This is a genomic window from Mucilaginibacter sp. L3T2-6, assembly GCF_030519355.1.
Classification (GTDB): Bacteria; Bacteroidota; Bacteroidia; order Sphingobacteriales; family Sphingobacteriaceae; genus Mucilaginibacter.
Map to the genome: position 1 here is coordinate 79,839 of NZ_JAUMKC010000001.1, position 11,811 is coordinate 91,649.

An 11,811-nucleotide genomic window follows, 5' to 3' on the forward strand; every position below is an offset into this window, starting at 1 on the left:
AATGATTATGAAAAAGATTTTAATTGCCATACTTTGCCTTGCCTGCGTTTCGGGCTATGCACAAAGGCGCAGGAATAAAAAGCCTGCTGCAACCCCCGCTGCCACACAGCAGTCGCAGCAGCCTTCGACGGCTAATCCTAACAATCCCGTAAACTTAGGAAGCCCTAATGGCGGCGTTAGCGCGGCGCCGGCCGATACTTCAAAGAAAAAACCTTTTGAAGCCCCGTTGGATGGTTATTTTAAGAAAAGCAATATCTTAAGCGCCAGGGTAACGCCATATCCTAACCTGAGGGAGTCGGATGCTGCGTTTGTTAAACGTATCTGGCGGGAGATTGATGTACGCGAAAAAATGAACCAATACCTGGCTTCTCCTAAACAGCCTTTAATTAATGTGATATTAGCCGCTGTTGACGCTGGTGAGATGACCGCGTATGACCCAACACCCACTAAGGATGACCCGGGAGGCGACAGGTTCTTAGTTCCGTTGGCACAGGGGAAAGCAAGGAGCAGAATGGCTGACAGCGCTGTGGTTGATAAGTTTGATGCGAACGGTAACAAGATAGGATCTACTGTGCAGGCCGGCGAATTTAATCCTGACAGTGTGGTAAAGTATAGAATCAAGGAAGACTGGATATTCGACAGGCAGCGTTCTATTTTTGAACCACGCATTATAGGCATCGCACCTATGGTGAAAGTGAAAGTTGGCGCTACCGAAGATTACCAGCCGGCATTCTGGATTTACTTCCCTGAAGCAAGGCATGTGCTGGCTACCAAGGAAGTAGTTAACCGTAGTAATGATGCGACGGGGTTGAGCTTTGACGATGCACTTGTTAAGAGATTGTTTACGAGCTATATTGTTAAGGAATCTAACGATAAAGATGAACGCATCAAGGACTATATGAACGGTATCGACAGGCTCTATGAGGCAGAAAGAATAAAGAAGAATCTTGCCGACTGGGAGCTGACGTTGTGGCAGGAATAGTTTGGAAAAGCCCGGTAGTCAGAAAGATATATGGAGCCTCTGTGATACAGGGGCTTTTTTAATTTACCCCCTGGCTATGATTCCTGTCCGAAGTAACTTACAATCGCTTTTGCCTGCTTTAAGTTCACAACCTCCTGCAATTCCGCTTCGGTAGCAGCTTTCACCTTCTTTACTGATTTAAAGTATTTGAGCAGTTTTTCAGCTGTGGTTTTACCTATGCCTTCAATCAGTTCCAATTCGGTTACCAACGTTCCCTTGTCGCGCTTTTTACGATGGAAAGTGATCCCAAAGCGGTGCGCCTCGTCACGCAGGTGCTGGATTACTTTCAGGGTTTCCGACTTTTTATCAAGATATAATGGATATTGGTCGTTGGGGTAATAAAGTTCTTCCAAACGTTTCGCAATGCCGATGACGGTTACCTGCTTTTCTATGCCTAACAGTTTCAGGCTTTTCATGGCCGCGGAAAGCTGCCCCTTGCCACCGTCTATAACTATCAGTTGCGGAAGCTCTGTGCCTTCATCCAGCATGCGGCGGTAGCGGCGGTGAACGGCCTCTTCCATGGTGGCAAAGTCGTTCGGTCCTTCAACGGTCTTTACGTTAAAGTGGCGGTAGTCTTTTTTTGAGGGCTTACCGTCCTTAAAAACTACGATTGCTGATACGGGGTATTTACCCTGGAAGTTGGAATTGTCAAAGCATTCAATATGGCGTGGCAATTGGTTCATCCTCAAATCTTTCATCATTTGGGTGAGCAGCCGTTCGGTACGCACTTCGGGGTTAAGCTTTTCGTACTGGTCCAGCTTATCCCGCTTAAAGAAATGCACATTCTTTTGTGACAGGTCGAGCAATTTCTTTTTCTCGCCAAGCTTGGGTACCGTGAACTTTATTTTTTCATCTTCCAAATCGATATTGAAAGGCACGATGATTTCCCGTGAGTGACTGTTATAGCGGGTTCTGAATTCGGAAATGGCGAGAGTGAGCAATTCTTCATCGCTTTCATCCAGCCGTTTTTTTAACTCAATAGTTTGCGTTTGGATAATGGTACCATTCATCACCTTTAAGTAATTAACAAACGCATATTTTTCTTCGGAGGCGATGCTGAACACATCCACATCGGTAATGGATGAATTTACAACGGTCGACTTACTTTGATAGTTTTCCAGCAACTCAAACTTCCGTTTCAGCCGGTGGGCATATTCAAAGTTCATTTCAGACACGGCCTTTTCCATATCGGCTTTCAACTCGCGCAGCACAGAGCCAATTTTGCCATTCAGGATATCCATTATCTCCTCAATGTTATGGTTATAGTCTTCCTCGGTCTGGTAATCCTGGCAAGGGCCTTTGCAATTGCCTAACTGGTATTCAAGGCAAACCTTAAATTTTCCTTTCTCGATATTCTCGCGGGTGAGCGCAAGGTTGCAGGTGCGCAGCGGAAACGTTTCTTTTATCAGTTCCAGTATGTTGTGCATCATGCTCACCGAGGCATACGGGCCGAGGTATTTTGATCCGTCGCGTATGATGCGCCTGGTCCAGAAAATGCGGGGATAGTTTTCATTCTTGATGATGATCCAGGGGTAGGTTTTATCATCCTTGAGCATCACGTTATAACGTGGCTGGTGCTTTTTAATCAAGCTGTTCTCCAGCAGCCAGGCATCAACTTCTGTATCAACTATCGTAAATGTGATATTTCGTATTTTGGAAACCAGTACTTTGGTCTTTGCATTGACATGGTTATCCTTATTAAAATAGCTGCTGACACGGTTGCGCAGGTCTTTTGCCTTACCTATATATATAAGTTCCTTTTCCTCGTCCCAGTATTGATAAACACCGGGTTTATGAGGTATGTTTTTTAATATGGAACGATAATCAAATACACTAGTCATAGTCATTTTCACAATAACCCAGGTAATAGTCATGCGTCATTTTGAGGAAGGAAGCAATCCCTGCGCATGCTAATAAAAGGTTCAAAATTCATACGGTCACCAGCTGACGCTTACGGGTTAAAACGAGCATCTGGTTCATGACTGTACTTTGCAGAGGTTGCTTCGTGCCTCAAAATGACGATGCGGAATATCAGAATCCCAATCTTTTATCTACCTCCGTTGTACCCTGCTGCTGTTGCTGGTACTGGCTGCAATCCAGCACGATACTCACACCGCCTTTAGGAGCATCAAAATCGACATTTCGTTTAATGCCGAGCGCGGGGTTATTATATACGCGCTTCATAAAGCCGGCAAATATCGGCAGGGCGGAGTTGGCGCCCTCCCCAAGGCGTGTTGAGCGGAAGTGAATATCGCGGTCTTCGCAGGCTGTCCATACACCGGTAACCAGCTGCGGTGTAATACCCATAAACCAGCCATCAGAATTGTCCTGGGTAGTACCGGTCTTGCCGCCGACAGGATTGTTAAAGCCATAGCGGTAACGCAGGCGCGAGCCGGTGCCATCCTCTATCACACCTTTAAGCATTGATGTCATTACATAAGCCGTTTGTGCGTCCATCGCCTGGACCACCTTTGGCGTATGGGTGTAAATCACGTTGCCGTTTTTATCTTCTATGCGTAAAATATAAGTGGGTTCTGTCCATGTGCCATGATTTGCAAATACGGAGTACGCGCCGGTCATATCATAAACTGAGGCATTGAAAGTGCCCAGGCATATTGACGGATATGGCGGTACATCGCTGGTAATGCCCATTTTCTTGATCAGTTCCATTACGGGCACTGGTTTAACCTCGTTCATTACATAAGCGGCGACATAGTTTTGCGAATAGCCTAAGGCCTTACGCAAGGTAATAGCGCCGGGCAGGTAGTCGCTCATCGACTGTTTGGGTGTCCAGGGCTCCGATCCGTAGCCTGTGATGGTTACAGGTACGTTGTCTACTTCCTGGCAGGGCGAAAAACCATTTTCAATCGCTACAGCGTAGGTGAATGGCTTGGCGGTAGAGCCGACCTGCCGTGTGCCTAATTTAACCTGGTCGTATTTAAAATGCTCGAAGTTTGTACCGCCCACCCAAGCCTTTACATAGCCGGTTGTAGGATCCATGCTCATCAGCGCGTTACGCAAAGTCATTTTTGTATAAACAATGGAGTCGATAGGCTTCATCAGGGTATCAATGTCCCCGTGCCAGGTAAACAGGTTAACGGTATCCGGCGTATTGAAATTCTCGCGTATTTCCTCTTCTGATTTGCCCTGTAGTTGTAGTTGTTTATACCTGTCAGAGCGAAACATTCCCTGATCGAGCAATAATTTATAGTTTTTTATACTTCTGGCACGGTTAACCCCTTTCCATTGGTTATCAAACTCAACCTGCAGCTTTTTCATATATTCCTGCTGTGCTTCCTCGGCATATTGCTGCATGGTGGCATCAATAGTGGTGTATATTTTAAGGCCATCGCGGTCGAGATCGTAAGGCGTGCCATCACTTTTAGTGATATTCTGGTCCTTAAATATTTTTTGAATTTCCTGTTTCAGTACCGCCCTGAAGTAGGGTGCGGGCCCGTCATTATGGGTTGTGAGACTAAAGTTAAGCCCGATCGGCTTTGCTTTTAATTCCGCGGCCTGACCGCCGCTTAAAAAGCCCTGCTTATCCATCAGGTCGAGAATGGTATTACGGCGGGCCAGTGCGCGGTCGGGATGGCGAATCGGCGAATAGTACACCGTTCCTTTTAACATACCTACAAGAAGAGCCGCCTGATCAGGTGTGAGTTTATCGGGCGTAACGTTAAAGTAAGTACGTGCTGCCGATTTAATACCAAACGTATTATATGCGCCAAAACTAACAGTGTTGAGATACATCGTCACGATCTCTTCCTTGGTATAGCGTCTTTCGAGGCGGATGGCTATAATCCATTCTTTTAGTTTCTGTGTAAAGCGCACGAAAGGATTTCGCGAAGGCACGTCGGTAAAAAGATTTTTGGCTAACTGCTGGGTGATGGTACTCGCGCCCTGCTTTTTGCCGATCATCGTAAAAAAAACAATCCCGGGTAAACGCTGAAAGTCTATACCTGAGTGCTCTTTAAAACGCACATCTTCGGTAGCTATTAAAGCATTTACCACGTTTGGCGATAACTGCGAGTAATTTACGCTTGATCTGTTTTGTACATAATAGGTGCCTAATACTGACTTATCAGCAGCCAGAACTTCGGAAGCCTGGTTGCTTTTAGGGTTCTCTATAGCGCGGAATGAGGGCAGCGGGCCAAACAAACCGAAATAGGTAACAACCAGCAGCAATATAAAAAGCGCCACAAAAGCAATAAGCGTTTTCCAAATGTACCAGTTATACCGGCGTATGTCTTCCGGTCGGAGTTTAATAATCATGATAGTTAAAAATTTCGCTGGTAATAATCTAAATAGCTATCCAGCAATTTTGCATCGGCTAATTTATTCAGATTTTCCTGCGTTATTATAAAAAACGTGTATTTCTCTTTGGCCACCTTCATAATATCCGGTAACAAAGGCCTCACCTCGCGGGCAAATTTCCTGGCATCGTCAAGAGAATAGAAACGGCCGATATATATCACCTGGTTGTCGGCGCCAACAGGCAGCAACTGATGCTTTATCCCTTTGCCGGCATAATTTGCCCTGATGAACTGCCCGAAACCAAAACGCGTAGATGCCAGATTAGTTGTACCGCTATATACATTTACTGCAACATAATAGTTGGTACTGTCTTTTTCTGAAAAAATTGACGGCACAAGATCAACCTTTTTTAAATCCTGTTGTGCCTGCTGCGTTATGGCGGGCGTTTGCTGCTGCGCAATGGCGGCTACGGTATCGGCATGTTGAACCGGTTGCTGCTTAACCACTGGTGGTATAATCCGGGCTTGATTAGGAACGGTATCCGGTTTTCTTTCAGCCATTGGTGGTTGGGCAACGGTATCCGGCCTTTTCACCGCAGCCTGTTGTGTGGCAACAGTGACAGGCTTTTTAATGACGGCTTGTTCTTGTCCTACTGTATCCGGCTTTTTAACGGGAGGGCGAACAACCGGCGGAGGCGTTACCCCGGCCGGGGGCGCCGGTTTTGGCTGCAGTTTTTCAATCCGTTGCTGCGGTTTTTGCAGCGCGTATACTGCACGCGGGTCTACCGCCGGCCTGTAGGCGGTTTCCTTTTTATAAGCAGGGTCGAGGGTAAACGGGATATCCTGCGGATTATCATCTGCTAATACAACCGGCCTGGCCTGCATTTCAGCAATATTAGCGCTGATAAATGCCAACTGCTCGTTAACTAATGGCGTAACCAGTTTATCGTCAGGGTATCTGGCGGCTATTTGCTTCAGGCTGTCGGTAAACGGCCCTATTTTTTCGCTATGGCCCTCGGCGATAGTTTTCAAATAGAACAGCTGCGCCGCCAGCTTGTTGTTCGGATATTGTTTGAATATCGGCGGCACGCCGGCAATCACCTCACTGTATTTCCGGCTGGCATAAAGATCAAACACTTTGTTGTAGGCGGCTGTAAATCCGGCATTAGCATCATCCAGCTTTTTTGCATAGTCAGGATCGGAAATTATTTTGGCAAACGGCGTATCTGCATAGTCTTTTAACAGCAGATTCTTGTATTTATCGCTTTTTGCGGCGTCAACATCGCTATAAAGCCGGTACAGGTTATAATAGACTACAGCTTTGTTAGGATCTGATGAAAAGCGGGCTAATATATTTTCGTAGGCTATTATGGCCTCCTTTTTATCCGCAAGTATGTCGCGGTAAAAATTGGCAATATCCACGTAAGCATGGTAAACCCTCAGGTTCGACTGTGCAAGCAATTCGGGCGTAAGCGGAAGTCCCTTTACCAGTTCGTTACGATAGCCGCTCACTCCCGCTGAGCCCGCCTTCGCGGTCATGGCGGTTTGTATTCCTGCAGGTGCATCGGGGTCAATAACCGTGGCAGTAGCCTGGTTGCCGGTGATATCGCTGTTCACCCGATTGCTGCGCCGCCAGTTGTCCTCCAGTTTACGGTCGCCCCAGCGGCGTTTAAAATCGCTGTAACCCTGGCTTACCGCAGCGGTGTTATAAAAATAAAATGTGCTGCCGGCATTGTTTTGTCCGGATTGCCGGCCCTGACCCCGTCGCCCCGGGGTACCCGGTAAGCCGCCGGCCACATCGGCATTGCCATTATTAACTGCATTATACGCGCCGTTAGCCGCCGTTGTAGCGGACACGCCGGCCTGTTGCTGCAGTATCTTGTCGTTCACCATTTTATCTATAACCGAATCACGCTTTTTCTGATCCATCCGGGCTAAGGATTGCAGGGTGTCTTCACGGGCAATCAACTGGTAAGCATCCGCCAGTAATTTCAGATTTGCATTCATTTTCCGTATAGATGCATAGCCCGGATAATTCGGGGGCAGCGCCATCAGCGTACTGTCGTAATATTTCTTAGCGCTCAGGTAATCGGCTTTGTTTTTAAAGTAAATGGTGGCAAGGCGCAAATAGGACAAGCCTTTCTGACTTTGATTAATTGTACTGTTGCTGACCGATAACTTGTAATCTTTAATGGCGTCATCAATATTTTTGTCAGCCATCTGCAATTCGCCCACCTGGTAATATATCTGGTCTTTAAAATCCCGGTTGTCAGGGTCCTTCAGCAATGCACGCAGGCGCTCAGTACGGCTGGTCTTTATCCCGTTACGGGCATCCTCAATCCTGATCTTGTTCAGGCTGGCGTTAAAGGCCATCTCGAACGAGACATTGCTGCGGGCAATCTTACTGTAATGGGCAACTGCATCCGCGGGTTTTTGGTTAAGCTCTTCCAACTGACTTAGTATAAAAGTCCACCGCAGGCGTTTTACCCGGTCGCCACAATGCTCAATAGCAAGTTTAGCCATCGCTTCACCGTCTGCATATTCCTGGGCATAAATATCATACTGCAATTTTGTAGCATATATATCGGCTATAAGGTTTTTATTCTTTTTAGGGTCGATATTCTGAATAGCTGTATCAATGGTCAGTTTGGCTTGCGGCAGTAACCCCTGGTACATCAGCGAGCGCGCCTTCCAGGTAAGTGCGTCCTGCACCAGGTCCTTCCTGTCGGGAAACGAACGGATAACGTAGCTGAAGAACTCGTTTGCGTTAAAATAATTCCCCTCCAGGTAATTGGCCTTGCCTATAACCAAATACGCATCGCCCAGGTAATGGCTTTGCTCCTTAATATTGATTATTTTGTTGCCTTTAGCTATGGCCTCTTCCAGGTCCTTGTCGGGCGTGCTGCTTTGCGCTGTAGTATCAGGATACACCGCTAAAACCTCATTGTAATTATCCAAAAACGCGGATTCATAGGCAACCAGCTTCAGGCGCAGTAATTCTTTTGCATTAAAGAGGACGTTATAGTGTGCGGTGAGGTTCTGCATTGCCCGGTTAAAACCGCTTTTTTTTTCAAGCGAACAACCGGCAGTAATCAGTAAGGCTATCAAAAGCAGTAGGTTAAGTTGCTTAAGTGTATAGAATTTAAAAGTCCTGTTCAATTTATCAGATGGTTATAAAAGCCTCGCTAATTTACTAAAATAACCCAACGGGATTAATAAATTTGCATATGGATGAAAATGAACAAAATAAAAATAAGCGGCCTGTAAATAATTATTTAAAATTTACGGGGATGGGCTTTCAGATGATCGGCATTATTGGATTGTTCTCATTCGCGGGCTATAAAATCGATGAATCGGCCAGCCATCATACTAAATGGGTGACAGCCATCCTTTCACTTACCGGCGTTTTTGTATCTTTGTACCTTGTGATCAGATCGATAAAAGAATAGAGGCAGAATTACCAGGCCGAGGCTTATACGAATTTATCCTTAATTCCTTCTGAACAGGCACAAAAACGCAATTCATGAAAATTTATTACGCAATATTTTTTTTTGTATGGTTTACCTTTATTATAGCCATACCACCATATTATTTTGAGCATTATACCACTGCCAAAATAATAACACCTCAGTTCTGGCTTGTCTTTTTTTTCCTTGCAGGGCTAACACTTTTGGTGGTAACCGGGGTGCTGATTGTGCGCCAAATGTTCCCCAATATGTTTTCTGAGGCGTTTCTGGGCGCAACCGTTGTTAAGATACTTGCATGCCTTGTTTTCGTACTGGTTTTACTGGCAAAAAACAAGGTAAACAAGTATGTTTTTGTGGGCGATTTTTTTTACATATATTTCTTAAATACAGCCTTTGAAGTTTATATTTTGTTGCGTACCTTGCGGCACAAAATTTTAAGGCAGAAAACTTGATTTAGATGATAAACGGCTCGATTTTGAAATCAAAAATTCTTAACATATCGTTAATTTGTGCGTTTTTTTTAGCGTTTGGCGCATTTACAGCCAAGGCATCGGAGCCGGAAAAAAAGGCTGAAAAGTTTGATGCCGGCAAAACAGCGATGGAGCACATCACTGATAAGCACGAGTGGCATTTCCTGGGCGAAAAAGTTGTTGTTCCGCTTCCAATTATTCTGTATACCGATAAAGGTTTGGAATTTTTTTCATCTGAGAAATTTAATCCTGAAGGAAATATTTATAAAGGTAAATATTATAACTATAGCCTGGAGCATGATAAGGTTAAGGTAGTTGATGCGGAAGGTAAGGTTGACGAAGCTGCTACAAAGAAAGTATGGGATTTTTCGATCACCCAAAACGTTGCGGGTATGTGGCTTTCGGGGCTGGTTTTGCTGTTTGTATTTTTAAGCGCATCTGCGGCTTATAAGAAACGTGCGGGTAAGGCTCCAAAAGGATTGCAGTCATTTGTTGAACCGGTTATTCTTTTTATCAGGGATGATGTGGCCCTGCCTAATATCGGTGTGAAATATGAGCGCTTTATGCCGCTGCTTCTTACCGTTTTCTTTTTTATCCTGATCAATAACTTTTTCGGGATGATTCCTTTCTTCCCGGGCGGATATAACCTAACCGGTAATATCGCGGTAACTTTCACACTCGCATTTATCATATTCCTGGTGATCAATCTTAACGGTAATAAGTATTACTGGAAGCATATTTTTTCGCCTAATCCATGGTGGTTGTTTCCAATTATGATACCGGTGGAAATTGTGGGTATATTCTCGAAGCCAATCGCTTTGATGATCCGTTTGTTTGCAAATATGCTGGCCGGTCACATCGTGATCATCAGCCTTATTTCGCTTATATTTATATTCAATACTATATGGATAGCGCCTGTATCAGTCGGGTTTGCGTTATTCATCGATGTAATTGAAGTACTGGTGGTATTCCTTCAGGCGTATGTGTTCACTATATTGTCGGCTCTGTTTATAGGTATGGCAGTTCAGGAACACCATGACGAGGCTCACCAGGAAGTAATTTAAAATTAATTATCTATATACACTTTAAATTAATAAACAATGACTACTTACGGTCCTATCGGTGCAGGTTTTGCTGCAATTGGTGCTGGTATCGGCATCGGCCAGATTGGTGGCAAAGCTGTTGAAGCTATCGCTCGCCAGCCCGAAGCAATCTCAAAAATTCAAACTAACATGATCATCGCTGCGGCCCTTGTAGAAGGTGTTGCTTTGTTTGCCGTGGTAGTTGCCCTGCTGTAACAGCGGGTTCGAGAAAAAACGGCCCGGAGCGGTTGGCTCCGGGCTTGTTTTAAAAACATGTTTATAAAGTATAAGAAATATAATAAGTAGTAATAATGGACTTAGTAAGCCCCAATCCAGGTTTAATTTTTTGGACCGCAATAACGTTTCTGATCCTCCTGTTTATTTTAAAGAAATATGCGTGGAAACCTATCCTAAAGGCGGTTAATGACCGGGAGAATTCTATCGAATCTGCGCTGCTAAGAGCAGAAGCTGTTCGTGAGGAAATGTCGCGTTTGACCAGCGAAAACGAGTCTTTATTAAAGCAGGCCCGTGCAGAGCGCGATACCATTTTAGCTGAAGCAACCAAGGTGAAAAACCAGATTATTGCTGATGCTAAGGAGGCTGCACAAAAAGAAGGTGCACGCCAGCTGGAGATTGCCCGCATCGAGATCAATAACCAGAAAGCCATTGCAATGGCCGACGTAAAGAACCAGGTTGCTGCATTATCGCTGGATATTGCTGAGAAAGTATTGCGCAAACAGTTTGAGGACCAGAAGAAACAGGACGAATTGGTTCGTGATTTATTAAAAGACGTGAAGTTGAGTTAATGATTGCGGGTTTCGGATGTTCGATTTCGGATTTGAGAAATTTGAAATTTGCATCCAATCCTGATAATATATTACCAACTAAATAATTCCGAAATCTAAATTCCGAACTCCGAAATAAAAAAAGAATGTCAGAATTAACAGTAGCAGCCAGGTACGCCAAGTCGTTAATTGACCTTGCCGGGGAACAAAATATTGTGGAGCCGGTGAAGAATGATATGGACCTGTTTCTGCATACCCTGAAAACCAGCCCGGAACTGAAGGCGCTTATTGCTAACCCTATTGTTCCGCAGCAAAAAAAGACGAAGATCCTGACCGAGCTGTTTTCATCGAAAATGAATAAGGCCAGCATCGGTTTCTTTACGCTGATGGTTAATAAAGGCCGCGGGGATGTTTTATATGCGACCGCAAACGAGTTTATTAACCTGTATGATATCAAAAACAATATCATCCACGCATCAGTGGTATCGGCAACCCCATTGTCAGATGCTAACAGGAATACGATGATAGCTGATATACAGGCGGCTGTAGGCGGAACTGTAAAGCTGGATGCTAAAGTTGACAAGTCGCTGATAGGCGGTTTTGTTTTAACAGTAGGCGACCGGCAGGTTGATACCAGTATTGCAAGCGATTTACATAAATTGAAAAAGGAATTTGCCCGCAGGGTAGTTCCGGTAAAAAATTAAACACTAAAACTCTAAATAAAATTTAA

At 44.9% G+C, this 11,811-nt stretch carries 10 protein-coding genes; 7 read left to right on the forward strand and 3 right to left on the reverse strand.

Annotated elements, in window-relative coordinates:
* Nucleotides 1–7 precede the first annotated feature (7 nt).
* A complete protein-coding gene (gene gldN / locus Q3W13_RS00465) occupies nucleotides 8–982 on the forward strand; it encodes a gliding motility protein GldN (protein WP_302860460.1) in 975 nt (324 codons plus the stop codon).
* 74 nt (nucleotides 983–1,056) lie between these two features.
* Here the strand turns inward: gldN and uvrC are convergent, their stop codons facing one another.
* From uvrC to Q3W13_RS00480, 3 genes are all read right to left on the reverse strand, one after another.
* Entirely contained in the window at nucleotides 1,057–2,862 is a 1,806-nt protein-coding gene (uvrC, locus tag Q3W13_RS00470; protein ID WP_302860462.1) for an excinuclease ABC subunit UvrC, read from the reverse strand.
* Nucleotides 2,863–3,052: 190 nt separating this feature from the next.
* Nucleotides 3,053–5,296 carry a transglycosylase domain-containing protein gene (locus tag Q3W13_RS00475; protein WP_302860464.1) on the reverse strand — a complete coding sequence of 748 codons (2,244 nt, stop codon included), beginning with the start codon at nucleotides 5,294–5,296 and terminating at the stop codon, nucleotides 3,053–3,055.
* Between the two features lie 5 nt (nucleotides 5,297–5,301).
* On the reverse strand, nucleotides 5,302–8,322 hold the full coding sequence (locus Q3W13_RS00480; RefSeq protein WP_302860466.1) for a tol-pal system YbgF family protein: 3,021 nt from the start codon (nucleotides 8,320–8,322) through the stop codon (nucleotides 5,302–5,304).
* Between the two features lie 182 nt (nucleotides 8,323–8,504).
* Here Q3W13_RS00480 and Q3W13_RS00485 point away from each other — a divergent pair, with 182 nt between their 5' ends.
* The 6 genes from Q3W13_RS00485 to atpH all read left to right on the forward strand — a co-directional run bounded on the left by Q3W13_RS00485 (nucleotide 8,505) and on the right by atpH (nucleotide 11,785).
* A complete protein-coding gene (locus Q3W13_RS00485; protein WP_302860468.1) occupies nucleotides 8,505–8,726 on the forward strand; it encodes an AtpZ/AtpI family protein in 222 nt (73 codons plus the stop codon).
* Nucleotides 8,727–8,800: 74 nt separating this feature from the next.
* Nucleotides 8,801–9,196: a hypothetical protein gene (locus Q3W13_RS00490; RefSeq protein ID WP_302860469.1), complete on the forward strand. Its 396-nt coding sequence runs from the start codon at nucleotides 8,801–8,803 to the stop codon at nucleotides 9,194–9,196.
* Between the two features lie 23 nt (nucleotides 9,197–9,219).
* Nucleotides 9,220–10,278, forward strand: coding sequence for a F0F1 ATP synthase subunit A (atpB, locus tag Q3W13_RS00495; RefSeq protein WP_302860471.1), 1,059 nt, complete (start codon nucleotides 9,220–9,222; stop codon nucleotides 10,276–10,278).
* Nucleotides 10,279–10,314: 36 nt separating this feature from the next.
* Nucleotides 10,315–10,512 carry an ATP synthase F0 subunit C gene (gene atpE / locus Q3W13_RS00500; RefSeq protein ID WP_302860472.1) on the forward strand — a complete coding sequence of 66 codons (198 nt, stop codon included), beginning with the start codon at nucleotides 10,315–10,317 and terminating at the stop codon, nucleotides 10,510–10,512.
* Nucleotides 10,513–10,607: 95 nt separating this feature from the next.
* Nucleotides 10,608–11,102, forward strand: coding sequence for a F0F1 ATP synthase subunit B (gene atpF / locus Q3W13_RS00505; protein ID WP_302860473.1), 495 nt, complete (start codon nucleotides 10,608–10,610; stop codon nucleotides 11,100–11,102).
* 125 nt (nucleotides 11,103–11,227) lie between these two features.
* Nucleotides 11,228–11,785: an ATP synthase F1 subunit delta gene (gene atpH, locus Q3W13_RS00510; protein ID WP_302860475.1), complete on the forward strand. Its 558-nt coding sequence runs from the start codon at nucleotides 11,228–11,230 to the stop codon at nucleotides 11,783–11,785.
* The last annotated feature ends 26 nt before the right edge of the window (nucleotides 11,786–11,811 follow it).